This is a genomic window from Streptomyces olivochromogenes, assembly GCF_001514115.1.
GTDB lineage: Bacteria > Actinomycetota > Actinomycetes > Streptomycetales > Streptomycetaceae > Streptomyces > Streptomyces olivochromogenes.
On the sequence record NZ_KQ948452.1, the window covers coordinates 350,460 to 374,668 of the forward strand.

Annotated in this window: 23 protein-coding genes; 15 read left to right on the top strand and 8 right to left on the bottom strand. The window is 70.5% G+C overall.

Annotated elements, in window-relative coordinates; genetic code table 11:
• Positions 1-133: 133 nt before the first annotated feature.
• The gene (locus AQJ27_RS07515) at positions 134-1,771 is read left to right on the top strand and encodes a GMC oxidoreductase (RefSeq protein WP_483027178.1); all 1,638 of its coding nucleotides are present in this window, start codon (positions 134-136) and stop codon (positions 1,769-1,771) included.
• A 19-nt stretch (positions 1,772-1,790) separates the two neighbouring features.
• On the opposite strand, the gene AQJ27_RS07520 is transcribed toward AQJ27_RS07515, so the two are convergent.
• Positions 1,791-3,587 carry an AMP-dependent synthetase/ligase gene (locus AQJ27_RS07520; protein WP_067363618.1) on the bottom strand — a complete coding sequence of 599 codons (1,797 nt, stop codon included), beginning with the start codon at positions 3,585-3,587 and terminating at the stop codon, positions 1,791-1,793.
• A 313-nt stretch (positions 3,588-3,900) separates the two neighbouring features.
• On the opposite strand from AQJ27_RS07520, the gene AQJ27_RS07525 reads away from it, so the two are divergent.
• From AQJ27_RS07525 to AQJ27_RS07550, 6 genes are all read left to right on the top strand, one after another.
• Positions 3,901-4,698, top strand: a complete 798-nt coding sequence (locus AQJ27_RS07525; protein ID WP_079064853.1) for a metallophosphoesterase family protein — start codon at positions 3,901-3,903, stop codon at positions 4,696-4,698.
• Between the two features lie 107 nt (positions 4,699-4,805).
• Complete coding sequence (locus AQJ27_RS07530) at positions 4,806-5,252, top strand: SRPBCC family protein (protein ID WP_054231534.1); 447 nt, start codon at positions 4,806-4,808, stop codon at positions 5,250-5,252.
• Positions 5,253-5,356: 104 nt separating this feature from the next.
• Positions 5,357-6,526 (top strand): ArsA family ATPase, encoded by a 1,170-nt coding sequence (locus AQJ27_RS07535; protein ID WP_067363624.1) that lies wholly within the window; start codon positions 5,357-5,359, stop codon positions 6,524-6,526.
• A gap of 57 nt (positions 6,527-6,583) precedes the next feature.
• Positions 6,584-7,051, top strand: coding sequence for a DUF5304 domain-containing protein (locus AQJ27_RS07540; RefSeq protein ID WP_067363627.1), 468 nt, complete (start codon positions 6,584-6,586; stop codon positions 7,049-7,051).
• 54 nt (positions 7,052-7,105) lie between these two features.
• Positions 7,106-8,059 carry an ROK family glucokinase gene (locus tag AQJ27_RS07545; RefSeq protein WP_054231531.1) on the top strand — a complete coding sequence of 318 codons (954 nt, stop codon included), beginning with the start codon at positions 7,106-7,108 and terminating at the stop codon, positions 8,057-8,059.
• A 172-nt stretch (positions 8,060-8,231) separates the two neighbouring features.
• Positions 8,232-8,987, top strand: a complete 756-nt coding sequence (locus AQJ27_RS07550; protein WP_067363630.1) for an endonuclease/exonuclease/phosphatase family protein — start codon at positions 8,232-8,234, stop codon at positions 8,985-8,987.
• A 9-nt stretch (positions 8,988-8,996) separates the two neighbouring features.
• Here AQJ27_RS07550 and AQJ27_RS07555 read toward each other — a convergent pair whose 3' ends face one another.
• Together AQJ27_RS07555 and AQJ27_RS07560 are read right to left on the bottom strand one after the other, a co-directional pair.
• Positions 8,997-9,683 (bottom strand): hypothetical protein, encoded by a 687-nt coding sequence (locus AQJ27_RS07555; protein ID WP_067363633.1) that lies wholly within the window; start codon positions 9,681-9,683, stop codon positions 8,997-8,999.
• Positions 9,676-10,485, bottom strand: a complete 810-nt coding sequence (locus AQJ27_RS07560; protein ID WP_067363637.1) for an alpha/beta hydrolase — start codon at positions 10,483-10,485, stop codon at positions 9,676-9,678. The genes AQJ27_RS07555 and AQJ27_RS07560 overlap by 8 nt, the downstream gene beginning before the upstream one ends.
• A 154-nt stretch (positions 10,486-10,639) precedes the next feature.
• Here AQJ27_RS07560 and AQJ27_RS07565 point away from each other — a divergent pair, with 154 nt between their 5' ends.
• The 4 genes from AQJ27_RS07565 (at position 10,640) to AQJ27_RS07580 (ending at position 14,565) form a co-directional block, all read left to right on the top strand.
• Positions 10,640-11,410 carry a lysophospholipid acyltransferase family protein gene (locus tag AQJ27_RS07565; RefSeq protein ID WP_235613501.1) on the top strand — a complete coding sequence of 257 codons (771 nt, stop codon included), beginning with the start codon at positions 10,640-10,642 and terminating at the stop codon, positions 11,408-11,410.
• A gap of 34 nt (positions 11,411-11,444) precedes the next feature.
• Positions 11,445-12,680 carry a MacS family sensor histidine kinase gene (macS, locus tag AQJ27_RS07570; RefSeq protein WP_079064854.1) on the top strand — a complete coding sequence of 412 codons (1,236 nt, stop codon included), beginning with the start codon at positions 11,445-11,447 and terminating at the stop codon, positions 12,678-12,680.
• 41 nt (positions 12,681-12,721) lie between these two features.
• Positions 12,722-13,369: a response regulator gene (locus AQJ27_RS07575; RefSeq protein WP_096239823.1), complete on the top strand. Its 648-nt coding sequence runs from the start codon at positions 12,722-12,724 to the stop codon at positions 13,367-13,369.
• A gap of 167 nt (positions 13,370-13,536) precedes the next feature.
• Positions 13,537-14,565, top strand: coding sequence for a 6-phosphofructokinase (locus AQJ27_RS07580; protein WP_067363646.1), 1,029 nt, complete (start codon positions 13,537-13,539; stop codon positions 14,563-14,565).
• 82 nt (positions 14,566-14,647) lie between these two features.
• Here the strand turns inward: AQJ27_RS07580 and AQJ27_RS07585 are convergent, their stop codons facing one another.
• Together AQJ27_RS07585 and AQJ27_RS60780 are read right to left on the bottom strand one after the other, a co-directional pair.
• Complete coding sequence (locus AQJ27_RS07585; RefSeq protein ID WP_067363648.1) at positions 14,648-16,528, bottom strand: anthranilate synthase family protein; 1,881 nt, start codon at positions 16,526-16,528, stop codon at positions 14,648-14,650.
• A 112-nt stretch (positions 16,529-16,640) separates the two neighbouring features.
• Positions 16,641-16,790, bottom strand: coding sequence for a trp operon leader peptide (locus AQJ27_RS60780; protein WP_079064855.1), 150 nt, complete (start codon positions 16,788-16,790; stop codon positions 16,641-16,643).
• Between the two features lie 30 nt (positions 16,791-16,820).
• On the opposite strand from AQJ27_RS60780, the gene AQJ27_RS07590 reads away from it, so the two are divergent.
• The 3 genes from AQJ27_RS07590 (at position 16,821) to AQJ27_RS07600 (ending at position 19,915) form a co-directional block, all read left to right on the top strand.
• Positions 16,821-18,026, top strand: a complete 1,206-nt coding sequence (locus tag AQJ27_RS07590) for a glycoside hydrolase domain-containing protein (RefSeq protein WP_067363649.1) — start codon at positions 16,821-16,823, stop codon at positions 18,024-18,026.
• 135 nt (positions 18,027-18,161) lie between these two features.
• On the top strand, positions 18,162-19,514 hold the full coding sequence (locus tag AQJ27_RS07595; protein ID WP_054231523.1) for a class II 3-deoxy-7-phosphoheptulonate synthase: 1,353 nt from the start codon (positions 18,162-18,164) through the stop codon (positions 19,512-19,514).
• A gap of 149 nt (positions 19,515-19,663) precedes the next feature.
• On the top strand, positions 19,664-19,915 hold the full coding sequence (locus AQJ27_RS07600; protein ID WP_067363652.1) for a (2Fe-2S)-binding protein: 252 nt from the start codon (positions 19,664-19,666) through the stop codon (positions 19,913-19,915).
• Here the strand turns inward: AQJ27_RS07600 and bfr are convergent.
• Complete coding sequence (gene bfr / locus AQJ27_RS07605; RefSeq protein ID WP_054231521.1) at positions 19,912-20,391, bottom strand: bacterioferritin; 480 nt, start codon at positions 20,389-20,391, stop codon at positions 19,912-19,914. The genes AQJ27_RS07600 and bfr overlap by 4 nt on opposite strands.
• Before the next feature lie 155 nt (positions 20,392-20,546).
• Here bfr and AQJ27_RS07610 point away from each other — a divergent pair, with 155 nt between their 5' ends.
• Positions 20,547-21,179: a sulfite oxidase-like oxidoreductase gene (locus AQJ27_RS07610; RefSeq protein WP_067363655.1), complete on the top strand. Its 633-nt coding sequence runs from the start codon at positions 20,547-20,549 to the stop codon at positions 21,177-21,179.
• Between the two features lie 24 nt (positions 21,180-21,203).
• On the opposite strand, the gene AQJ27_RS07615 is transcribed toward AQJ27_RS07610, so the two are convergent.
• Both AQJ27_RS07615 and pknB read right to left on the bottom strand, forming a co-directional pair.
• Entirely contained in the window at positions 21,204-22,139 is a 936-nt protein-coding gene (locus AQJ27_RS07615; protein ID WP_425275189.1) for a deoxyribonuclease IV, read from the bottom strand.
• Between the two features lie 78 nt (positions 22,140-22,217).
• Entirely contained in the window at positions 22,218-24,185 is a 1,968-nt protein-coding gene (pknB, locus tag AQJ27_RS07620) for a Stk1 family PASTA domain-containing Ser/Thr kinase (RefSeq protein WP_067363658.1), read from the bottom strand.
• Positions 24,186-24,209 lie beyond the last annotated feature (24 nt).

The following is a 24,209-nucleotide window of genomic DNA, read 5'->3' on the forward strand; positions in this document are numbered from 1 at the left end:
CGCGACCGGTCACAAACACCCCGCACTCTCCCCACTCGCCGCGAGGCCCACTGAAATCCCGGCAAAAACCCTAGGCGGAAGCAAATAATCCGCCGATGCTGCGCTCATGACAGAAAAACTGACTCATCATCAGATGAGTAACCGTCAGCTGACAAACCGTCACCTGACGAGACGCCAGATCCTGGGCATGGTCGCCCTCCAGACGGCCGCCGCCGCCGGCCTCACCCGCGTAGGTCTCCAGTCCGCCCACGCGGCAGAGCCCGCCGCAGTCGACACCGCGCCCGCCATCGTCATCGGATCGGGCTACGGCGCCGCCGTGGCCGCCCTCCGCCTCGGCCAGGCCGGCATCCGCACCCTCGTCATAGAGATGGGCAAGCTCTGGAACACCGCCGGCTCCGACGGCAAGGTCTTCTGTTCCACCGCCGCCCCCGACGAGCGCTCGATGTGGTTCCGCACCCGCACCGAGGCCCCGCTCGCCACCTTCCTGTGGCTGGACGTCGTCAACAAGGACATCGGCCTCTACCCGGGAGTCCTGGACCGGGTCCACTACGACAACATGTCGGTCTACGTCGGCCGAGGCGTCGGCGGCGGCTCGCTGGTCAACGGCGGAATGGCCGTCACGCCCCTCCAGTCCTACTTCGCCGAGCAGTTCCCCACGGTCGACGCCACCGAGATGTACAACACCTACTTCCCGCGGGCCCGCACCATGCTCGGCGTCAACACGGTCGACCCCACCTGGTTCGAGTCCACGGAGTGGTACCGGTTCACCCGCACCTCCCGCAAGGCCGCCGCCAACGCCGGTCTGAAGACGACCTTCGTCCCGAACGTCTACGACTTCACCTACATGCAGCGCGAGGCGGCCGGCACCGCCACCAAGTCCGCACTCGCGGCCGAGGTCATCTACGGCAACAACTACGGCAAGAAGAGCCTCGACAAGACCTACCTCGCGGCAGCGCTCGGCACCGGCAACGTCACCATCCACACCCTGGAGAAGGTCCGGGCGATCAGCAGGGCCACGGACGGCACGTACACCCTGACCGCCGACCGGATCGACACCACCGGCGCGGTCGTGGAGACCAAGCAGTACAGCTGTACGTACCTCTTCCTGGGCGGCGGCAGCCTCGGCACCACCGAACTCCTCGTCCGGGCCCGGGAGACGGGCACACTGCCGGCCCTGGACGCGAGCGTCGGCACCGGCTGGGGCACGAACGGCAACGTGATGACGGGCCGCGCCAACCACATCTGGGACACGGTCGGGGCGAACCAGTCGACGATGCCGGTCATGGGCATCGACGACTGGGCCAACACCGCCAACCCCGTCTTCGCCGAAATCGCCCCGCTGCCCATGGGGTTGGAACACTGGATCAGCCTCTACCTGGCGATCACCAAGAACCCGGAGCGCGCGTCCTTCACCTACGACGCCACCACGGACTCCGCGAAGCTCGGCTGGACCGCCGCTCAGAGCGCGGTCTCGGTGAGCATGGCCAAGAAACTCTTCGACCGGATCAACTCGGCCAACGCCACGATCTACCGCTACGACCTCTTCGGCAACAACAAGACCTTCGCCGACGACTTCTGCTACCACCCGCTGGGCGGCTGTGTGCTGGGCAAGGCCACGGACAACTACGGCCGAGTCAAGGGGTACCCGCACCTCTACATCACCGACGGCTCGCTCGTGCCGGGCTCGATCGGTGTGAACCCGTTCGTCACGATCACCGCGCTCGCGGAACGCGGAATGGCGCGGATCCTCGCCGAGGACACCGCGCCATGAGAACCGCCCGGTCGGGCCGTCAGCCCCGGTAGATGGCCTCGATCTCGTCCGCGTAGTCCTTCGCCACCACGTTGCGCTTGAGCTTCAGGGACGGCGTGAGGTGGCCCGACTCCTCCGAGAACTGGGAGGACAGAATGCGGAACTTCCGCACCGATTCCGCCTTCGACACCGCGGCGTTGCCGTCGTCGACCGCGTCCTGGATCGCCGCGATCAGATCCGGGTCCTCGCGCAGCGACGCCGCGGTGGAACCCGCCGGCTTGCCGTGCTCCTCGGCCCAGCGGCCCAGGAACTCCTCGTCGACGGTGACCAGCGCGCCGATGAACGGACGCCCGTCGCCGACCACCATGCACTCCGCGACCAGCGCGTGCGCGCGGATGCGGTCCTCGATCACGGCCGGCGCGACGTTCTTGCCGCCCGCGGTGACGATGATCTCCTTCTTGCGGCCGGTGATACGGAGGTAGCCGTCCTCGTCGAGGGTGCCGATGTCACCCGTGTGGAACCAGCCGTCCGCGAGCGCCTCGGCGGTCGCGGCCTCGTTGTTCCAGTACTCCTTGAACAGGTGCTCGCCGTGCAGCAGCACCTCGCCGTCGTCGGCGATCCGGATCACGGAGCCGGGCAGCGGCTGGCCGACCGTACCGATCTTCGTACGGTCCCAGGGGTTGAAGGCGGTGGCCGCGCAGGACTCGGTGAGGCCGTAGCCCTCCAGGACCGTGAAGCCGATGCCGCGGAAGAAGTGGCCCAGACGCTCGCCGAGCGGGGCGCCGCCGGAGATCGCGTACTCACCGCGACCGCCCAGCACCGCGCGCAGCTTGCTGTAGACGAGCTTGTCGAACGTCTTGTACTTGATCTTCAGGCCGAGCGACGGGCCGGAAGGGGTGTCCAGGGCGCGGCTGTAGGCGATCGCCGTGTCCGCCGCCTTGTCGAAGATCTTGCCCTTGCCGTCCGCCTGCGCCTTGGCGCGCGCCGAGTTGTAGACCTTCTCGAAGACCCGCGGCACACCGAGGATCAGCGTCGGCCGGAACGCGGCCAGCTCGTCGGTGAGGTGCTTGATGTCGGGGACACAGCCCAGCTTGATCGGCGCCATCATCGGCGCGACCTGCACCAGCCGTCCGAAGACGTGCGCGAGCGGCAGGAAGAGGAGGACGGAACACTCGCCCGTACGGAACAGGGGGCGCAGCCGCTCCACGATGTTGCCGCACTCCGCGAAGAAGGCGCGGTGGGTGAGGACACAGCCCTTGGGACGGCCGGTCGTACCGCTCGTGTAGACGATGGTCGCCGGGTCGTCCGCCTTGGCGAGCGAGCTGCGCTCCTCGACGGTGGCGTCGCTGACGTCCTGGCCCGCGCGCCCCAGTTCCTCCACCCCGCCGGCCTCGATCTGCCAGACGTGCTTGAGGGCGGGCAGCCGGTCGCGCACCGACTCCACGGAGGCCGCGTGCGTGTCCAGCTCGACGATGCAGGCAGTCGCGCCCGAGTCGCCGAGTATCCACTGCACCTGCTCGGCCGAGCTGGTCTCGTACACCGGCACGGTGATCGCGCCCGCGCTCCAGATCGCGAAGTCGAGCAGTGTCCACTCGTAGCGGGTACGGGACATCAGGGCGACCCGGTCGCCGGGCTGTACGCCCGAGGCGATCAGACCCTTGGCCGCGGACCGCACCTCGGCAAGGAAGGTGGTGGCGGTGACGTCCGTCCACGTGCCGCCCACCTTGCGGGCGATGACAGCGACGTCGGGATGCTGCGCGGCGTTTCTGCGGACGATGTCGGTCAGGTTTCCGTCCGCAGGGACCTCGTACAAAGCCGGAAGGCTGAACTCGCGCAAGACTGCTGCTCCTCATAGGGCGCCGACGCCACGACGGTGTGTGATGCGACGGAGCGGTCCAAGGCTCGGGCAGGTACCCAGGAACATCATTGTTGAAATCCTGAGTACGACTGGACTGCCCGGACGTTACCCATCGGTACGGCTTTTTCGATAGGGGGTCCTGCCGAGATGTTCCCTGCGTCACACAGGTTGGCGCGTCGCACCCGATGGCGTTCCTTCACGCACAGTAGTCCACGCTCTTCTTGCCATGCCAGTAACCGCAGGTCCGACCGCCTCTATTCACGTTTGCCGCACACGCCTACGCTTGATCGTCATGGCACCCACACCAGGCGGTAACCGCAGAACGCGCATTCATGTGGTCAGTGACGTGCACGGCAACGCGCGCGACCTGGCCCGGGCCGGCGACGGCGCGGACGCCCTGCTGTGCCTCGGTGACCTGGTGCTCTTCCTCGACTACGCCGACCACGCGCGTGGCATCTTCCCCGACCTCTTCGGCGCCGAGAACGCCGACCGGCTCGTCGAGCTGCGCACCGCCCGCCGCTTCGCCGAGGCGCGGGAGTTCGGGCGGCGGCTGTGGGACGGCATCGGGATGGACCATTCCGTGGCCATCGAGAAGGCGGTGCGCAAGCAGTACGCCGAGCTGTTCGCCGCGTTCCCGACACCGACGTACGCGACCTACGGCAATGTCGACATGCCCCCGTTGTGGGCGGAGTACGCCGGACCCGGCACGACGGTCCTCGACGGTGAGCGGGTGGAGATCGGCGGCCGGGTCTTCGGCTTCGTCGGCGGGGGGCTGCGCAGCCCCATGCGGACGCCCTACGAGATCGACGACGAGGAGTACGCGGCGAAGATCGAGGCGGTCGGCGAGGTCGACGTGCTGTGCACGCACATCCCGCCGGACGTACCGGAGCTGGTCTACGACACGGTGGCGCGCCGCTTCGAGCGCGGCTCCCGTGCCCTCCTCGACGCGATCCGCCGCATCCGTCCCCGTTACTCCCTCTTCGGCCATGTCCACCAGCCGCTCGCGCGCCGGATGCGGATCGGGACGACCGAGTGCGTGAACGTCGGCCACTTCGCGGCGTCGGGCCGCCCGTGGGTCCTGGAGTGGTGAACGCCAGGTGGGGTGGCGATGGTTCGGCGGGCGCGCGGTAGCCTTCACGCTGCACACACGTGCGTACCACCCTCCCTCACCGGACCGCATCTGGAGGAGCCACCGCGATGGCGGAACACACCAGCTCGAGCATCACGATCGAGGCGGCACCGGCTGATGTCATGGCGGTCATCGCCGACTTCGCCCGCTACCCGGACTGGACGGGAGAGGTGAAGGAGGCGGAGGTACTCGCCACGGACGGGCAGGGCCGCGCCGAGCAGGTACGTCTCGTCATGGACGCCGGTGCGATCAAGGACGACCAGACCCTCGGGTACACCTGGACCGGCGACCACGAGGTCTCCTGGACCCTGGTCAAGTCCCAGATGCTCCGCTCCCTGGACGGCTCGTACATCCTCAAGCCCGCGGGCGCCGGCGCCACCGAGGTCACCTACCGGCTCACGGTCGACGTCAAGATCCCCATGCTGGGCATGATCAAGCGCAAGGCAGAGAAGGTCATCATCGACCGGGCGCTGGCAGGTCTGAAGAAGCGAGTGGAGTCGGGCGAGGCGGGCTGATCCCGCTCCGCCCCGCCCCTCGGGGGCGCGGGGCGGAGCCCCCGGGCCGAGGAGGGGACGGGGCAGGGACGGCGAGGGCGCTCGACGCAGGTAGCGTTCATGCAATGCGCACCATCCTGATCACAGGCCAGGGCGGCACGGGCCGTACGACGGTCGCGGCGGCCACCGCGCTGAAGGCCGCCCGCGAGGGCACCCGCACCCTCCTGCTCACCGCCGACCGCACCGACACCCTCGGCGCCGTCCTCGGCGTACCCACCGGCACGGAACCCACCGACACCGCGCCCCACCTCACGACCTGGCGCCCCGACGCGAACGCCCGCTTCCGTGCGGACCTCACCGCCTTCCAGGACCGCGCGACCACCGCCCTGGACCTGCTCGGCGCCGCCCGCCTGGACGCCGAGGAACTCACCCCCCTGCCCGGCGCCGAGGAACTCGCCCTGCTGCGCGCCCTGCGTGACGCGGCGACCTCGGAGACGTACGACCTGCTGGTCGTGGACCTCCCGCCGACCCCACAGGCACTCGCCCTCCTCGCCCTCCCGGAGGAGCTGCGCCGCTATCTGCGCCGACTGCTCCCGCCGGAGCGCCAGGCGGCCCGCGCCCTGCGCCCCGTCCTCGGCCGCCTCGCGGGCGTCCCGATGCCCGCCGAGTGGCTGTACGAGACGGCGGCACGCTGGGACATCGAACTGGCCGCCGTCGCGGCGGTCGTCGAGGACCGCGCCACGACCGTACGGCTGGTCGCCGAACCGGGCCCGGCCGGCACCGACGCCGTACACGCCGCCACCACCGCCCTCGCCCTGCACGGGCTGCGCGTCGACGCGCTGGTCGCGAACCGGGTACTGCCCGCCGCCAGTGCGGACGCCTGGCTGGGCGCCCTCGCCGCCCAGCAGCGCAAGGCGCTGGACGAGTGGCAGGAGACGTACACCGTCCACGAGGTCGCGCACCTCGGCCGCGACCCGCGCGGCACCGACGACCTCGGCGCGCTCCCCGTGCCCGGCGTCAACCGGGCGCCCGTCCCGGTCGAGTGGCCCGTTCTCGACCACCTCGCCGACGACGGCGTCCTCGTATGGCACATCCCGCTGCCCGGCGCGATACGCGAGGAACTGGACCTGATCCGCCGGGGCGACGAACTCGTCGTCACCGTGGGCCAGTTCCGCAGGATCGTGCCGCTGCCGTCCGCGCTGCGCCGCTGCACCGTGGCCGGCGCCGCCCTGCGCGAGGGGGAACTCAGGGTGCGTTTCGCGCCGGACCCGGATCTGTGGCCCCGGACACGGTGAACGGCGTACCCCCGTTCGGGTACCGTCGAAAGGAAGAACCATAGGCAGGAGTCCGCCATGAGCGAAGAGCGCCCCACGTCCGACGCCGCTCAGGAGGCGAACGACGAAGCGCGCGCGAGCGACGCCGACGCCTGGGCGAAGGCGTGCGCCGAGGACCTCGCGGCGGAGAAGGCCCGCCGCCGCGCCCAGTACGGTCCGCCGCCCGGCTCGGCCGCAGAGGAACTGCGCAAGCTGGTCGACGCGGTCGCCGACAAGCTGTCCGGACTGAACTCGCCGCTGTTCGGCGCGGTCGCCTCCGGCACCGCCCAGCAGATGGTCAACCAGGTCGTACAGCAGGCCAAGGCCGCCGTCGAACCGGTCATAGAGCGCAACCCCGATGTCTTCGATCACCTCGCGGCCGCGGGCAACGAGCTGCTCGCCGCCTACCGCTCGGCCGTCGAGGCCCAGGAGCGACGCTGGACCACCCGGGAGCGTGGCCCCCGCGACGAGGGGACCGGTCCGGGGGAGCGGATTGATTTGGACTAAAGGCTGCTCGGGTACGGTTGGCCGTAGCGGGGCTCGACCGAAACTGAGGGATTCATGGGACTCACCATCGGCGTCGATATCGGCGGCACGAAGATCGCGGCCGGTGTGGTCGACGAGGAAGGCAACATCCTCTCGACGCACAAGGTGCCGACCCCCACCACGCCGCAGGCCATTGTGGACGCCATCGCCGCCGCAGTGGAGGGCGCGCGCGCAGGTCACGACATCGTCGGCGTGGGCATCGGTGCCGCCGGATACGTGAACCGCCAGCGCTCGACCGTGTATTTCGCGCCCAACATCGACTGGCGGCAGGAGCCGCTCAAGGCCGAGGTCGAGGCGCGCGTGGGGCTGCCCGTCGTCGTCGAGAACGACGCGAACGCGGCGGCGTGGGGCGAGTACAAGTTCGGCGCGGGCAAGGGCCACCGGAACGTCATCTGCATCACCCTGGGCACGGGCCTGGGCGGCGGCATCATCATCGGCAACAAACTGCGCCGCGGGCACTTCGGCGTGGCCGCCGAGTTCGGCCACATCCGCATGGTGCCGGACGGTCTGCTGTGCGGCTGCGGCTCGCAGGGCTGCTGGGAGCAGTACGCCTCCGGGCGCGCCCTCGTCCGCTACGCCAAGCAGCGGGCCAACGCCACCCCCGAGAACGCGGAGATCCTGCTCGCGCTGGGCAACGGCACCCCCGACGGCATCGAGGGCAAGCACATCTCGGTGGCCGCTCGCCAGGGTGACCCGGTGGCGGTGGACTCCTACCGCGAGCTGGCCCGCTGGGCCGGCGCCGGCCTCGCCGACCTGGCCTCGCTCTTCGACCCCTCCGCCTTCATCGTCGGCGGCGGTCTCTCGGACGAGGGCGAGCTGGTCCTCGACCCCATCCGTAAGTCGTACAAGCGCTGGCTCGTCGGCGGCAACTGGCGCCCCGTGGCCGAGGTGATCGCCGCCCAGCTCGGCAACGAAGCGGGCCTGGTGGGCGCGGCGGACCTGGCCAGGGAGCCCGACCCGATCATGTAACGCCGCGTGTGCAGTCGTAGGACCCCGCCCGCCGCGCCCTTCAGGGGCACGGCGGGCGGGGTGCTTCAGGGGTGGTGGGAACTGCGCGCCCAGCCCCCACCACCCCGCAGTCGACAAACGACCGCAAGCGTTCCGGCTCCCCCCAGCGGCGCATCCACGTATGTTGATCCACATGGCGACGACGACCCCGCTGCCCCGCTCCCGCACCGAACCCGACGGTTCCGCCGTCATCCGCGTCCTGAGCTACAACATCCGCTCGATGCGCGACGACACCACCGCCCTCGCCCGCGTCATCCACGCCTGCGCCCCCGACCTGGTCCTCGTCCAGGAAGCCCCCCGCTTCTTCCGCTGGCGCAAGAAGCTGGCCCGGCTCGCGGCCGCGTCCGGTCAGACGATCCTGTCCGGCGGCGCGACCGCCGCGGGCCCCGCGCTCCTCTGCTCGATGCGGGCCACCGTCGAACGCACCGAGGACGTCCTGCTGCCCCTCACTCCCGGCCTGCACCGCCGCGGCCTCGCCACCGCCGTCGTCCGCTTCGGCGCCGCCCGGCTCGGCGTGGTGAGCTGCCACCTCTCGCTCCAGAAGGACGAGCGGTACACGCAGAGCGGCCTGCTCCTCGACCGCCTCGCCGCCCTCGGCACCCCGCACGCCCTCGTAGGCGGCGACCTGAACGAACGCCCCGACGGCCCCACCTTCACCCGCCTCGCCGCCGACCTCCAGGACTGCTGGGCCACCGCACCCTGGGGCACGGAGTACACCTCGACGCCCACCGACCCCCACCAGCGCATCGACGCGATCTTCGCCACCCGCGGCATCGAGGTCCTCGGCTGCGGGGTCCCGTACGGCCACCCCGGGGTCACGGAGAGGGACCTGAGGGCGGCCACGGACCATCTGCCCGTGCTGGCCGCCCTCAGAGTGCCCGCCGCGTAACCGGCCGCGTCAGACCACCGCGCCCCGCCCGGGATCGTCCTCGTCCTCGTCGTCGGGCTTCATGCGCGCCACGAGGGTGGCGAAGCCGCCCAGGAAACCGCCGATGCCGACCGTGGCGAGCCACCACGTCATGTCCCAGCCGAGCAGGATGGTCAGCAGGAGCACGATCGGGCCACCGACGACGGCGAGCCAGGCGAACTTGGCCGTGGTGTCCGCGGTGGGCAGCGGGGGCGGCTCAGGGGGGACGAAGTGGCCCTCGTCGTCCCCGTCGAAGTCGTCCTCGGAGGGCTCGGGCGCCTGGTAGTCGCGCGGACCGCCGACGCCGGGCGCGAAGGAGACGGAGCCGCCGAGGGGCTTCGCCGCGGCGGGCGACTCCCCGGCCTCGTCCCCGGCCCCGTCCTTCTCGCTCGTCCCGACGGTCCCGCCGGTCTCGTTCTTCTTGCCCTTCTCGGGCCGCTCGGATGCTTCCTTGCCGCCCGGGGCGTCGTTCGTCACCGGGTCGAGGAGCGCCAGGTCCTCGATCGACTTGAACGGCTTCGCGCCGGGCGGATCCGGCGGTTCCTCGCCGTACCCCGCGACGATCGCCTGCCACGCGGCGTCCTCGTCGAACGGCACACCCTGCTCGTCACCGAGAGGCTCGCCGACGGGTACGCCCTTCTCGTCGGGCTCGCCGCGCTCCGCGTCGTGCTCAGCCACCAGTGGCCGTCCCTTCCTGCTGACCCACCTGACCCGTGCCGGCCCGCTTGCCGACACTGGGCGCGAGCCGGGCGATGAACGCGTAGCTCTCCTCGAAGATCCGGTCCGCGTCATGGTCCAACGTCGCCACGTGGTAGCTCTGTTCCAGCAGGATCTCCGTCACGTCGGTGGACGACACCCGGCTCAGGATCCGGGCGGAGTCGACGGGCGGCACCACATGGTCCTGAGGGCTGTGCAGCAGCAGCATCGGCTGGGTGACCTGGGGCAGTTCACCGTCGACCATCCGGTAGAAGTTCCGCATGGAGTGGGCGGCGTGCAGGGGCACCCGGTCGTAGCCCACCTCCGCGACGCCCTCCTTGGCGATGTCGCTCGTGATGCCGCTCACCGTCCGCACGAGGTGGCGGAGCACCGGGAGGGCGTGGGCCGCCGCCCCGTGCACCTTGTTCGCCGGATTGACGACGACGATGCCGCTCACCTCGTCCCCATGCTTCGCGGCGAGCCGCAGGGTCAGCGCGGCGCCCATGGACAGACCGAAGACGAACACCTGGGCGCAGCGCTCCCGCAGGGCGCGCAGCTCGCGGTCCACCTCCGCGTACCAGTCCTGCCAGCCCGTGAGCTGCATGTCCTCCCAGCGCGTGCCGTGCCCGGGCAGCAGGGGCAGCGCGACGGTCAGACCGCGCTCGGCGAGATACTCCGCCCAGGGGCGCAGCGACTGCGGGGAACCGGTGAAGCCGTGACAGAGAAGGACACCGACCTCTCCGCCCTCGTGGCGGAACGGCTCGGCTCCAGGAAGGACCGGCACTTCGGTCTCCTGTTCATCAGACGGGCGGAATGCGAGGCGTACTTCACCGTACGCGACGGCACTGACACCGACCAGGGTCGTCGAGGCCTTTGACAGTGCTCCGGGATAAGGTCTGACCGACGACACAGGAGGCATTCGGTTGATCTACGGCGCCATGAAGTTTTCCATCGGAGGGCCGCTGAAGCTTGCCTTCAGGCCCTGGGTGGAAGGCCTCGAGAACATTCCCGCCGAGGGCCCCGCCATCCTGGCAAGCAATCACCTGTCGTTCTCGGACTCGTTCTTCCTGCCCGCGGTCCTCGACCGCAAGGTGACCTTCATCGCGAAGGCCGAGTACTTCACGACGCCCGGCGTCAAGGGCCGGATGACCGCCGCCTTCTTCAAGGGCGTCGGCCAGCTCCCGGTGGACCGCTCCGGCGCGCGCGGCGCGGGCGAGGCGGCCGTCAAGAGCGGCATCGACGTCATCGAGCGCGGTGAGCTGTTCGGCATCTACCCGGAGGGCACACGCTCGCCCGACGGGCGGCTGTACCGCGGCAAGCCGGGTGGCCTCGCGCGCGTGGCGCTCGCCACCGGCGCCCCGGTCATCCCGGTCGCCATGATCGACACCGAGAAGATCCAGCCGCCGGGCAAGGTGATGCCCAAGCTGATGCGCCCGGGCATCCGCATCGGCAAGCCGCTCGACTTCAGCCGCTACAACGGCATGGAGCACGACCGTTTCGTGCTGCGCGCGGTGACCGACGAGGTCATGTACGAGATCATGAAGCTCTCCGGCCAGGAGTACGTCGACATCTACGCGACGGCTGCCAAGCGGCAGATCGCGGACGCGGCGAAGGCCGAGAAGCAGGCGCTCAAGGAAGCCGAACAGGTGCAGAAGGAGGCCGCGAAGGCGGCCGAAGCCGAAACCGAAGAAGGACGGGCCGGCACCTAGACGCTTGCGTCGGGGGACGGTGGGGGTGGGGGACATGGCCAAGCGCGAGAGAGTCATGAGGATGTCGGTCGAGCAGCCGCTGTGGCGTGCGCTCACCGCCTACCGCGTGCTGACGATGCTGTACGCGATCGGGCTCTTCGCCACCGCGTTCCGCAAGTTCGCCCACCCCTGGGTGGCCATCGGGTACTACGCGGTCCTGTTCGTCTGGACGCTCGCCACCCTGCCCAGGGTGGCGAACGCGGCGAGCTGCACCAAGCGCTTCCTCGCCGTCGACCTGACCATCGCGCTCACCGGCATCATGCTCACGCCCGTCGCGGACACCCACCACCGCGTGGTGACCGGCGGCCCCACACTCCCGTCGATATGGACCGCGGGCTCCGTCCTGGCCTTCGCCATCAAGGGCGGCTGGCGCTGGGCGGCCTTCGCCTCGACGCTCGTCGCGGCCGTCAACCTCGTCGAGCGCGGTGCCCCCACCCGCGACACGGTCCACAACGTGATCCTCGTCTGGGTCGCCTCCATCGCCATCGGATACGTCGTCGAGGTCGCCCGCGCCTCCGAGCTCACCCTCGCCCGCGCACTGGAGATCGAGGCCGCGACCCGCGAGCGCGAGCGCCTCGCCCGTGACATCCACGACGGTGTCCTGCAGGTCCTCGCCATGGTGCAGCGGCGGGCCTCCGCGCTCGGCGGCGAGGCCGCGGAGCTGGGCCGGATGGCCGGCGAGCAGGAGGTCGCGCTGCGCACCCTGGTCTCGGGCGGCCTGGTGCCCGTCTCGCGGGTGTCCGAGGACGCCACGCTCGGCGCGGTCGTACGGGCCGTCGAGGAACCGGACGACGACCAGGACTCCCGGGGCCCTGTCGACCTGCGCGCCCTGCTGGCCCCGTACGCGAGCGCGCGCGTGACCTTCTCCGAGCCCGGCGCCCCGGTTCCTCTCCCTCCGGCCGCCGCCCGGGAGTTGGCCGCCGCCGTCGGTGCCGCCCTGGACAATGTCCGGGGGCACGTCGGAGAGGACGCCCGGGCCTGGATCCTCGTCGAGGACGAGCCGGACGAGGTGATCGTGACCGTACGCGACGAGGGCCCGGGCATCCCGGCGGGGCGGCTCGCCCAGGCCGAGGGGGAGGGGCGGCTCGGTGTGGCCCTGTCGATCCGGGGCCGGCTGCGCGACCTCGGCGGCGCGGCCGAACTGATCTCGGTGCCCGGCCAGGGCACGGAGGTCGAGCTGAGGGTACCGAAGGTTTCCAGGGTTTCACGGGGGAAGGCGGAGCAGCGATGACGGAGGTCACCGACGTGGTGGGACAGGGGCCGATCAAGGTCATGGTGGTGGACGACCATCCCATGTGGCGCGACGCGGTCGCCCGCGACCTGGACGCGTCCGGTTTCGCCGTGGTCGCCACCGCGGGCGACGGCGAGCAGGCGGTGCGCCGTGCGCGGGCCGCCGCGCCCGACGTCCTGGTGCTCGACCTGAACCTGCCCGCCAAGCCCGGAGTCCAGGTCTGCAAGGAACTGGTCGGCGGCAACCCGGCGTTGCGCGTCCTCGTCCTGTCGGCCAGCGGCGAGCACGCGGACGTCCTGGAGGCGGTGAAGTCCGGCGCCACCGGCTATCTGCTGAAGTCGGCGTCCACGGAGGAGCTGATCGACGCGGTGCGCCGTACGGCCGTCGGCGACCCGGTGTTCACGCCGGGCCTCGCGGGCCTGGTCCTCGGCGAGTACCGCCGGCTGGCCTCCGAGCCCGCCCCCGCCGCGGGCGCCGACGAGCCCAAGGCCCCGCAGCTCACCGACCGCGAGACCGAGGTGTTGCGCCTGGTCGCCAAGGGCCTGAGCTACAAGCAGATCGCCGAGCGCCTGGTCATCTCCCACCGCACGGTCCAGAACCATGTGCAGAACACCCTGGGCAAGCTCCAGCTCCACAACCGGGTCGAGCTGGTGCGCTACGCCATAGAGCGCGGTCTCGACGAGGCGTAGACCCCGACGAGTGGGCGGCGTAAACCCTGGTTGACCCACCATCGAGTGAAGGCGAGTGATCAACACCCGCACAATTCACCGGAATTGTCCTTCCGCCCCATGCCGAAGTGACCTGGATCACTATTAGCGTGAGTCCCCTCAGGCAATCGCGGCGAAGGGACTTTTCCATGCGGGTCGGAGTACTGACCGGAGGCGGCGACTGCCCCGGACTCAACGCCGTCATCCGGGGCATCGTCCGCAAGGGCGTACAGGAGTACGGATACGACTTCGTCGGCTTCCGGGACGGCTGGCGCGGACCTCTCGAGAACGACACCCTGCGGCTGGACATCCCCGCCGTGCGCGGCATCCTGCCGCGCGGTGGCACCATCCTCGGCTCCTCGCGGACGAACCCGCTCAAGCAGGAGAACGGCATCCGCCGCATCAAGGAGAACCTCGCCAAGCAGGAGGTCGAGGCGCTCATCGCGATCGGCGGCGAGGACACGCTCGGCGTCGCCGCGCGCCTCACCGACGAGTACGGCGTGCCCGTCGTCGGCGTGCCGAAGACCATCGACAACGACCTGTCCGCCACCGACTACACCTTCGGCTTCGACACCGCCGTCGGCATCGCCACCGAGGCGATCGACCGCCTGCACACCACCGCCGAGTCGCACATGCGCGTCCTCGTCTGCGAGGTGATGGGCCGTCATGCGGGCTGGATCGCCATCCACTCGGGCCTGGCCGGTGGCGCCAACGTCATCCTCATCCCCGAGCAGCGCTTCGACGTCGACCAGGTGTGCGCCTATGTGACCTCGCGGTTCAAGGCCTCGTACGCGCCGATCGTGGTCGTCGCCGAGGGTGCGATGCCCAAGGACGGCCAGATGGTCCTGAAGGACGAGTCCCTCGACTCCTTCGGCCATGTACGCCTCTCCGGGGTCGGCGAGTGGCTGGCCAAGGAGATCGAGAAGCGCACCGGCAAGGAGGCCCGCACCACGGTCCTCGGGCACATCCAGCGCGGCGGCACCCCCAGTGCCTTCGACCGCTGGCTCGCCACCCGCTTCGGGCTGCACGCCATCGAGGCCGTCCGTGACGGCGACTTCGGCAAGATGGTCGCCCTGCGCGGCACGGACATCGTCCGGGTCCCGATCGCGGAGGCCACGGCCAAGCTGAAGACGGTCGACCCGAAGCTGTACGAGGAGGTCGGGGTCTTCTTCGGCTGAGGCGCCCCTCCCCGCGATCCCGCCGGCCGTACGGGCCTCCCGACACCCGTGCGGCCGGCGTCCTCCACCACGGCTGCCACGACTACACGGAGGGCCGCCGCTCCGACAGCGCGCCGGCGCCCCGCAGCCGACCGACCAGCTCCCGCACGACGGCCGTCCCGTTCAGCGTCAGTACCGACTCCGGGTGGAACTGCACACCCGCGAACCCGGGCCCGCGCAGCGCGTGCACCTCACCGCCGTCGGTGCGGCTGACCTCGATGCCATGGGCCGACAGCTCGGCCGCCGTCTCCTCGTCGCAGTGCGCCACGAAGCTGTTGTAGAAACCGACGGTCTCGGCCCGCCCGAAGAGATCGATCTCCGTCTGCGCGCCCTGGTACGGGACCTCCTTGCGTACGATCTCCAGGCCCAGCTCCGCCGCGATCAGCTCGTGCCCGAGACAGACGCCGAGCACGCCGTGCGCGTGCCCCCCGATCACCTCGGCGGTGAGCTCCCGCAGGAACCGCATCTTGGGATCGTCCAGGTTCAAGGGGTCGCCCGGGCCGGGGCCCAGGACCAGCGGCCCCTCGTGCGCCCGCACCGCCTCCCGCAGCCCCGGTTCGTCGTAGCGCCGCACGGTCACCTCGAGTCCCGAGGACCGCAGCACATGCGCGAGCATCGCCGTGAAGGTGTCCTCGGCGTCCACGACCAGCGCATGGCCCTCCAGCTCACGCGCCTGCTCCTGCATCCGCAGCCAGAACGGCGCGAGCGAGGCCCGCCGCCCGTCCAGCGCCGCCCGCACCCGGGGATCGTCGGCGAGCCTGGGCCGTACGCCCTCCGCGCGGGCCCCGGCCTCCACGACCCCCAGCGCCGCCAGCACCCCCGCGGCCTTCGCGTGCGTCTCGGCGACCTCGCCCGCCGGATCCGATCCCCGGACGAGGGTGGCGCCGACCGGCACCCGCAGCCGCCCGTCCGCGTCGATGTCGGCGGTCCGGATGAGGATGGGCGAGTCGAGGGTCTGGGCGCCGCCTGCGTCGCGGCCGATGAGGGCCAGCGCACCCGCGTAGTAGCCCCGCCCGCCGACCTCGTGCCGCTCGATCACCCGGCACGCGTTCTGCACCGGCGACCCCGTGACGGTCGCCGCGAACATGGTCTCCTTCAGGACCTCGCGCACATCCATGGAGGACCGGCCCCGCAGCTCGTACTCGGTGTGCGCGAGGTGGGCCATCTCCTTGAGCCGCGGACCGATCACCACGCCGCCCATGTCACCGACCGTGCACATCATTTTGAGCTCCTCGTCGACGACCATCGAGAGCTCCTCGATCTCCTTGCCGTCGGCGAGGAAGCCGAGCAGGTCGTCCGCGCTGGGCCCCCCGGCCGGATAGCGGTACGTGCCGCTGATCGGGTTCATCACGACGGTCCCGCCCGACATCCGCACGTGCACCTCGGGGCTCGCGCCCACAAGCGTGCGCTCCCCGGTGTGCACGACGAACGTCCAGTACGCGCCCCGCTCACCGACCAGCAGCCGCCGGAACAGGGCCAGCGCGTCGGCCCGCCCGAACCCCGGGATCGCGCCCTCGTACGTACGCCGGATCACGAAGTTCGCGCCCTCGCCGCGTCCGATCTCCTCCTCCAGCACGCGCCCGACGATCCCCGCGTACTCCTCGTCGGCGACGTCGAAGCCCCCGCCCGTGACACGCACCTCGTGCGCCGGCAGCTCCGCCAGCGCCCGCTCCAGCGGCAGGACGTGCGTCTCCTCGGGGGTCAGCACCGCGAGCGGCGTGCCGTCGTCGCGGACGTCGAAGCCACGCTCCCTGATCTGGCGGAAGGGGACGAGCGCGAGTCCCTCGCCGGGGAGGTCGGCGAGGCGGTCGCAGGTGCTGACCGGTCCGAGCAGCAGCTCGACGGTGTCGTGATCGTGACCGGGGGTGCGGCGCCGCAGCAGGGCGAACGGGCGGGGATCGTCCAGCAGGTCGAGCAGGTTCATCGGTCCTGTTCCTTCTCTCGGATTGAAGAAATCTCGGAGAGGAACGGCCCGTGTCCGCAAACACCGAAGGCCGCCCCTCGGGCGGCCTTCGCGAAGTCTTGCGTACGCGCAGTCAGTGGGCCGCCGGATGAGCGGTCCACCACCAGTTCTGGGTCGAGTGCGCGAACATGCGCCGCACCTTACCCGACGTCAGGGGCGGGCAACAGCGTGAACCGTCCACGCCCTGCGTTCCTGTCGCTCGGTCACCGGCCATGGATGGCATGGCTCAGGAAGCCCGACCGAGGAGAGAACCATGTACGCAGCCCGTTCCCCCCGGCACCGCCGAGGCGGCGTCCGAACGCTCACCGTGTGCGCCGCCGCCGCGGCCCTCGCCGCCGGCCCGCTCGGCACCGCACGCGCGGCCGGGACCGACGACACCGTCAAGGTCACCTACCGCGGCCACGAGTTCACCGTCCCCGCCTCCTGGCCGATCGTGGACCTGGAGAAACACCCGGACGTCTGTGTCCGCTTCGACCGGCACGCCGTGTACCTCGGCACGCCCGGCGACCAGCAGCAGTGTCCGGCGGGGGCGAGGGGACGTACCGAGGCGCTCCTGATCCAGCCGTCCGTCATCAAGGGCCGCACCGCCAGCGAGAACCGCACGGCCCGAACGTTCCGGGTCACCGCCGACCGGATCGCCGTGACCGCCGCGTACGCGCAGGACCGTACGAGGATCCAGGACATCCTGCGCGACGCCGGTCTGCCGGACGCCGCCGCGGGGACCGACGAGGGCGCGGGCGTGCCCGCCGCGGCGCCGCTGCCCGCCGACGCGACCTCCTTCCGCGGCGAGGGCTTCGACGCCTGCACCGCGCCGGGCCAGACGGCGATGGACGCCTGGCGGGACGACTCCGACTACGGGGCCGTCGGCGTCTACATCGGGGGGATCAACCGCGCCTGCGTCCAGAGCAGACTTACCGCCGCCTGGCTGCGGACGCAGTACGCCAACGGCTGGCGGTTCATCCCGCTGTACGTCGGCCGCCAGCCCTCCTCCGGCGGGAGCAGCTGCGGTGGCGGCTGCGAGGCGATCACCGACCCCGTGCCGCAGGGCACCGAGGCCGCCGACGACGTGGTCAAGCAGGCGACCACGCTGGGCTTCCCCAAAGGCACGGTGCTCTACAGCGACCTGGAGCACTACACCCGCGGCTCCACCGTCACCAGCCGGGTGCTGTCGTACCTCGACGCCTACACCGAGCGCCTGCACGCACTGGGCTACCGCTCCGGTGTCTACGGCAACACCTCGTCCCTGGTCACCGACCTCGTGGCCAACAAGAGCCGCGTCACCCTGCCCGACGTGCTCCACTTCGCCCACTGGAACGGCGAGTCGACGACCACGGACTCGACGATCCCCGCGGACCTGTGGGCCGACCACCAGCGCGTCCACCAGTACAAGGGCGACACGACCGAGACGCACGGCGGCGTGAAGATCTCCATCGACCGCGACCGGCTCGACGTGGACTAGGGCCTGCCCGCCCGCTCCGGACGGCCGCGGGGACCTGCCGTACGGCCGCCCGGAGCGCGTCCCGATCGAGCGCGGTCCGTCTCAATTGATGGGCATTGGGATGGACGCCCGACACGACCCCGTAATGTTGTCAGGGTGACCGTGAACGCTAAGCCCAGCGCAAGCGCTGGCAACACCTGGCGAGACCTGCCCGCGGCGCAGCAGCCCGAGTACCCCGATGCCGAGGCTCTGCGCGATGTGATCGCGGACCTCGAGTCGTATCCGCCGCTCGTCTTCGCGGGCGAGTGCGACCAGCTGCGCGCCCGGATGGCGTCCGTCGCCAAGGGAGAGGCGTTCCTTCTCCAGGGCGGCGACTGCGCCGAGGCCTTCGACGCGGTGTCGGCCGACCACATCCGCAACAAGCTCAAGACCCTGCTCCAGATGGGCGCCGTACTCACGTACGCCGCCTCGGTGCCGGTCGTGAAGGTCGGCCGCATCGCCGGCCAGTACTCCAAGCCGCGCTCCAAGGGGACCGAGACCCGCGACGGCGTGACCCTGCCGACGTACCGCGGCGACTCGGTCAACGGCTTCGACTTCGACGAGAAGGCCCGCATCCCGGACCCCGAGCGCCTGAAGCGGATGTACAACGCCTCCGCCTCCACGCTCAACCTGGTGCGCGCCTTCACCACCGGCGGCTACGCCGACCTGCGCCAGGTGCACGCCTGGAACCAGGACTTCGTGAAGTCCTCCCCGTCCGGGCAGCGCTACGAGCAGCTGGCGCGGGAGATCGACAACGCGATGAACTTCATGCGGGCCTGCGGGACCGACCCGGAGGAGTTCAAGACCGTCGAGTTCTACGCCTCCCACGAGGCCCTGCTCCTCGACTACGAGGCGGCGCTGACCAGGGTCGACTCGCGTACGGGACAGCTGTACGACGTCTCGGGCCACATGGTGTGGATCGGTGAGCGCACCCGGCAGCTGGACGGCGCGCACATCGAGTTCGCCTCGCGGATCCGCAACCCGATCGGCATCAAGCTCGGCCCGACGACGACGGCCGAGGAGGCGCTCCAGTACATCGACCGCCTCGACCCGGACCGCGAGCCCGGCCGGCTGACCTTCATCGTGCGGATGGGCGCCGACAAGGTCCGCGACAAGCTCCCCGAGCTGGTCGAGAAGGTCACGGCCTCGGGCGCGGTGGTGGCCTGGGTGACCGACCCGATGCACGGCAACACCTTCGAGGCGGCCTCCGGTCACAAGACCCGCCGCTTCGACGACGTGCTCGACGAGGTCAAGGGCTTCTTCGAGGTCCACAAGGGTCTGGGCACGCACCCGGGCGGCATCCACGTCGAGCTCACCGGTGACGACGTCACCGAGTGCGTGGGCGGCGGCGACGAGATCTTCGTCGACGACCTCCACCAGCGCTACGAGACGGCCTGCGACCCGCGTCTGAACCGCAGCCAGTCCCTCGACCTGGCCTTCCTGGTCGCGGAGATGTACAGGGACCAGTGACGGGTTCGCCTGTTACACCTGAGTGAAGTGGGGCGCGGATCACATACGATCCGCGCCCCCTCCCACTTTTGCGGTTCCTGAGTGATGGGTAAGGTTAGGTTTGCCTCACCGGTCAACGGGACGGCATCAGACATCAATCCCGCCGGGAGGTGAACCGCGTGTACGTATGCAGTTGCTTCGGAGTCACCGAACAGCAGGTCAGGCAGCACGCGGAGAACGGCGCCTGCACGCCCCGCCAGATAGCCTCCGCCTCCAAGGCGGGCACGGACTGCGGCTCCTGCGTCCGCAGCATCCAGGCGATCCTCGGCCGTGGCGCCTGCCCCCGCCGTGAGCTGGCCGAACAGGGCAAGCCGGTACTGACCGAGCTGTCCCCGGCGCAGAGCCTGGAAGAAGCCGCCTAGCTCTCCGGCTGCTCGATCACCTGGGCGATGTAGAGCGCCTCGCCGAGCTTCTCCACCAGCTCCAGCTGGGTGTCCAGGTAGTCGATGTGGTGCTCCTCGTCCTCGAGGATCGACTCGAAGATGTTCGCGGACGTGATGTCGCCCTTGTTGCGCATCACCTCGATCCCGCGCTTGAGGCGGTCGATCGCCTCGACCTCCACCTGCCGGTCGGCCTGGAACATCTCGGTGACGGTCTGCCCCACCCGGACGTGGAAGAGCCGCTGGTAGTTCGGCAGGCCCTCCAGGAAGAGGATCCGGTCGGTGAGCACCTCCGCGTGCTTCATCTCGTCGAATGACTCGTGGCGCGTGTACTTCGCGAGCTTCGTCCAGCCGAAGTTCTCCTGCATCTTCGCGTGCAGGAAGTACTGGTTGATCGCGGTCAGCTCACCGGTCAGCTGCTCGTTGAGGAATTCGATGACCTCGGGGTCGCCCTGCATCGCAGAGGCTCCTTCCAAGCGAGGGACTGGGCAGATTTCGCCGCATCCTTGCATCGGCATCCCAGGTCGTCCAGTAAGTGCACACTTAGTACGAGTTGCACGATTCCGTACTGGGCTGGTCATGTGCACTGTCCTGGGTCTGTCAGGATGGAGTCATGGGTCAGCCGGTGGGACGTGGAACGGGAGAAGCGGCACAGTCGGAGCTTCCGCCGGGGCAGCGACTGCAGCGCGGCTGGCCGGTCACGCACTACGGTCCCGTACCCAAGTTCCGTCCCGAACGCTGGGAGTTCAGGGTCTTCGGCGCCACCGCCGACGGTGAGAAGCACTGCTGGGCCCACGAGGAGTTCACGGCCCTGCCGTACACCTCGGTCGTGGCCGATCTGCACTGCGTCACGAAGTTCAGCATGATCGGGGCCGAATGGGGCGGTATCCCGGCGCGCACGATCCTGGAGATCGCCCCGCCCGCGCCCACCGTCACCCATGTCATGGTCTGGGCGGAGTACGGCTTCAGCTCGAATCTGCGCCTCGACGACTTCGTCTCCGACCGCACGATCTTCGCCACCCACAAGGACGGCGAACTCCTCACCGCCGAGCACGGCTTCCCGCTCCGCCTCGTCGTCCCCCACCTCTACGCCTGGAAGGGCCCCAAGTGGGTGCGCGGCGTCGAGTACATGACGGCCGACCGCCGCGGCTTCTGGGAGGAGCGCGGCTACCACAACGTCGGCGACCCCTGGCGCGAACAGCGCTACTCCTACCAGGAGGAGCCCGGGGACGGCCCCGAGCTCTGACCCGGCCCGCCTTTCGGGGCGGCGTCAGCCGTCCCTGAGTTTCTTCAGGCGCTCCACGTCCGCCGCGTGCCCCTCCTTCCCGCCCGGCGTCTCGATGACCAGGGGTACGCCCTCGGTGGCGGGGTGGGTCATCAGCGCGCGGAACGGGTCCTCGCCGATGTGGCCGGAGCCGATGTTCTCGTGACGGTCCTTGTGGGCGCCGACCACGTCCTTGGAGTCGTTGGCGTGGATCAGCTTGAGCCGGCCCGTGCCGACCGTGTCCACCAGCAGGTCGAGCGTCTGGTGCATGCCGCTCGGCCCGGTCAGGTCGTGCCCCGCCGCGTAGATGTGGCAGGTGTCGAGGCACACGCCCAGCTTCGGATGGGCGTCCAGCGCCTCGAAGTACGGCCCGAAGTCCCAGGTGCGCGAGCAGAGCGAGGCGCCCTGGCCCGCGGTCGACTCCAGGAGCAGATACGGGTCGTCGTCGTGCGTCAGCTCGTCCAGCAGGGGCAGCAGATGCTCACGTACCTGCTGCAGCGCGACGGACCGTTCCCGCCCCCCGGTGGCGCTCCCGGTGTGCACGACCACGCCGAGCGCCCCGATCTCCCGGCCGCGCCGCAGGGAGTGCCGCAGCGATTCCACGGACTTCTCGACCGTCGCCTCGGTGTGCGAGCCGAAGTTGATCAGATAGGGGGCGTGGACGTACGCGGGTATCGACTCGGCGGCGCAGGCCGCCCGGAACTCCTCGTCCTGGCGGGGACTGCCGACGGGCGTCGCCCAGCCGCGCGGGTTGGCGACGAAGACCTGGACGGTCTCGGCGCCCATCTCGCGTGCGTAGGTCAGGCCGACGGAGCTGAGGCCGCCGGCCACGGGGACATGGCCGCCGACGGGGTTGCGGAGCTGCTTGCTGGTCACGCCCTTCAGGGTGTCACGCGCACCCGGACGGCCCGTCGGCGGACCTCGCTGCCGTGGCCCCGGCATGGCCGAGGCCTCAGCGCTGCCGTGGTCTCAGCGCTGTGGTGGACCCAGCGCTGTGGTGGTCTCAGCGCTGCCGTGGTCTCAGCGGATCTCGATGGAGATCGTCGACCCCTTGGGCGCGGTCTTGCCGCCCTCCACCGACTGGCTCTTGACGTGGTCCCCGAAGAGCCCGAGCAGCCCGCGGTCCTCGTTGACCTGGAACCCGGCGTCCTCCAGCGTCTTCGTCGCGTCGTCCACGCTGTCGCCCACCACGTCCGGCACCGAGACCAGCTCGGGGCCCTTGGAGACGGTCAGCGTGACGGTGTCGCCGTCGGCGACCTGGCTGCCCGCCTTCGGCGACTGCTGGGCGATCTGGCCCTGGTCGAACTCCGAGTTGACCTGCTGGGTGGCGATCTTCACCTTCAGGCCCGCCTGCTCCAGCTCCGAGGTGGCGTCCGCGACGGACGCGCCCGTGACGTCCGCGACCTCCACCGGGCTGCCCTTGCTGACGGTGAGGGCGATGGCCGAACCGGCGTGCCGCTCCGTGCCCGCGCCCGGATCCGAACTGATCACGAAGCCCTTGAGAACGTCCTGGTTGAACTCCCGGGTGACCATGCCCGCGGCGAGCCCGTCCCCCTTCAGGACCTCCCGCGCCTTGAACAGCGCGAGTCCCGTCAGGTCGGGCACCTTCACCGTCTCCGGGCCGTTGGAGATGGTCAGCGTCACGGAGTCGTTGTCCCGGATGCGGGCGCCTGGCGCCGGGTCGCTGCTGATGACGGCGCCGCGCTTCACGGTGTCGCTGTAGGCGTGCTTGACCTGCCCGACGTCGAGACCGGCCTGCTCGATCCGCGTCTTGGCCTGCGCCTCGGTCTTCGCCAGCAGTAGCGGGACCTTGGTGAACTGGCCGGAATTGATGTACCAGACGCCCGCGCCGAGCCCGAGCACCAGTACGACCGCGGCGATGATCGCGAGCATCCCGCGCCGGGGCCGTGAGCCGCGCCGCGGGGGAGCGGGCGGTCCGGACTCGAACCGGCTGGTCTGCTCGAACCGACTGGTCCGGTTCACCGGGTCGCCGCCGCCGTCGCCGGCGCCGCCATCCTCGTAACCCTCGTTCACCGGCAGCAGGCGGGGCACGGAGAGCGAGCGCGGGATCACGCTCGTACGGTCGCCCGCGTTGTCGTGCCCCACGGCGAGCGCCTGCGGGGGTATGGCGTCGAGCTGCTCGGCGGTGAGACCGGCCCGCGCCTGGAGGACCTGGCCGAGCAGCGCCACCGCGTCGTGCGGGCGCACCTCGGGGTTGCGGGCGGTCGCCGCGGCGACCAGCTCGTCGAGGGCGTAGGGCATCGAGGGCACGGCGGCCGAGGGCGGCGGCACATCCGCGTGCAGGTGCTGGTAGAGCACCTGGGCGGGGGAGTCCCCGGAATACGGCTTGCCGCCGGTCAGCATCTCGTAGAGGACGACCCCGCAGGCGTAGACGTCGACGCGGGTGTCCGCGGTGCCGTGCTCGATCTGTTCGGGGGCGAGGTACGACACGGTGCCAAGGACGGCCCCTGTCGTGTTCGTGACGGTGTCCACGGCCCGGACGAGGCCGAAGTCGGCCACCTTGACCCGGCCGTCGTCCCCTATCAGGACGTTCTCCGGCTTCATGTCGCGGTGCACGAACCCGGCGCGGTGCGCGGCGCCGAGCGCGGCGAGGACCGGCTCCAGGACGTCCAGGGCGGCCCGCGGTTGCAGCGCCCCGCGCTCGCGCAGCACGTCGCGCAGGGTGCAGCCGGCGACGTACTCCATGGCCAGATAGACGTACGACCCGTCCGCGCCCTGGTCGAAGACCTGCACCACGTTGGGGTGCGCGAGCCGGGCCACCGACTTGGCCTCCCGGATGAACCGCTCGACGAACGAGCCGTCGGCGGCCAGCGTCGGGTGCATCACCTTGAGCGCGAGCACGCGGTCGAGGCGGGTGTCCAGGGCCCGGTAGACCGTGGCCATCCCGCCGACCGCGATCCGTGCGTCGACGCGGTAGCGGCTGTCGAGCACTTGCCCGACAAGCGGGTCCTGAAGGGTCGTATCCACGCAGGCGAGTCTACGAGCCGCCAC

Coding starts and splice junctions, on each gene's coding strand:
- AQJ27_RS07515 (WP_483027178.1), top strand. CDS start 134: ATGAGTAACCGTCAGCTGACAAACCGTCACCTGACGAGACGCCAGATC.
- AQJ27_RS07525 (WP_079064853.1), top strand. CDS start 3,901: ATGGCACCCACACCAGGCGGTAACCGCAGAACGCGCATTCATGTGGTC.
- AQJ27_RS07530 (WP_054231534.1), top strand. CDS start 4,806: ATGGCGGAACACACCAGCTCGAGCATCACGATCGAGGCGGCACCGGCT.
- AQJ27_RS07535 (WP_067363624.1), top strand. CDS start 5,357: ATGCGCACCATCCTGATCACAGGCCAGGGCGGCACGGGCCGTACGACG.
- AQJ27_RS07540 (WP_067363627.1), top strand. CDS start 6,584: ATGAGCGAAGAGCGCCCCACGTCCGACGCCGCTCAGGAGGCGAACGAC.
- AQJ27_RS07545 (WP_054231531.1), top strand. CDS start 7,106: ATGGGACTCACCATCGGCGTCGATATCGGCGGCACGAAGATCGCGGCC.
- AQJ27_RS07550 (WP_067363630.1), top strand. CDS start 8,232: ATGGCGACGACGACCCCGCTGCCCCGCTCCCGCACCGAACCCGACGGT.
- AQJ27_RS07565 (WP_235613501.1), top strand. CDS start 10,640: ATGAAGTTTTCCATCGGAGGGCCGCTGAAGCTTGCCTTCAGGCCCTGG.
- macS (WP_079064854.1), top strand. CDS start 11,445: ATGGCCAAGCGCGAGAGAGTCATGAGGATGTCGGTCGAGCAGCCGCTG.
- AQJ27_RS07575 (WP_096239823.1), top strand. CDS start 12,722: ATGGTGGTGGACGACCATCCCATGTGGCGCGACGCGGTCGCCCGCGAC.
- AQJ27_RS07580 (WP_067363646.1), top strand. CDS start 13,537: ATGCGGGTCGGAGTACTGACCGGAGGCGGCGACTGCCCCGGACTCAAC.
- AQJ27_RS07585 (WP_067363648.1), bottom strand. CDS start 16,528: ATGAACCTGCTCGACCTGCTGGACGATCCCCGCCCGTTCGCCCTGCTG.
- AQJ27_RS60780 (WP_079064855.1), bottom strand. CDS start 16,790: ATGCCATCCATGGCCGGTGACCGAGCGACAGGAACGCAGGGCGTGGAC.
- AQJ27_RS07590 (WP_067363649.1), top strand. CDS start 16,821: ATGTACGCAGCCCGTTCCCCCCGGCACCGCCGAGGCGGCGTCCGAACG.
- bfr (WP_054231521.1), bottom strand. CDS start 20,391: ATGCAGGGCGACCCCGAGGTCATCGAATTCCTCAACGAGCAGCTGACC.
- AQJ27_RS07610 (WP_067363655.1), top strand. CDS start 20,547: ATGGGTCAGCCGGTGGGACGTGGAACGGGAGAAGCGGCACAGTCGGAG.
- AQJ27_RS07615 (WP_425275189.1), bottom strand. CDS start 22,139: ATGCCGGGGCCACGGCAGCGAGGTCCGCCGACGGGCCGTCCGGGTGCG.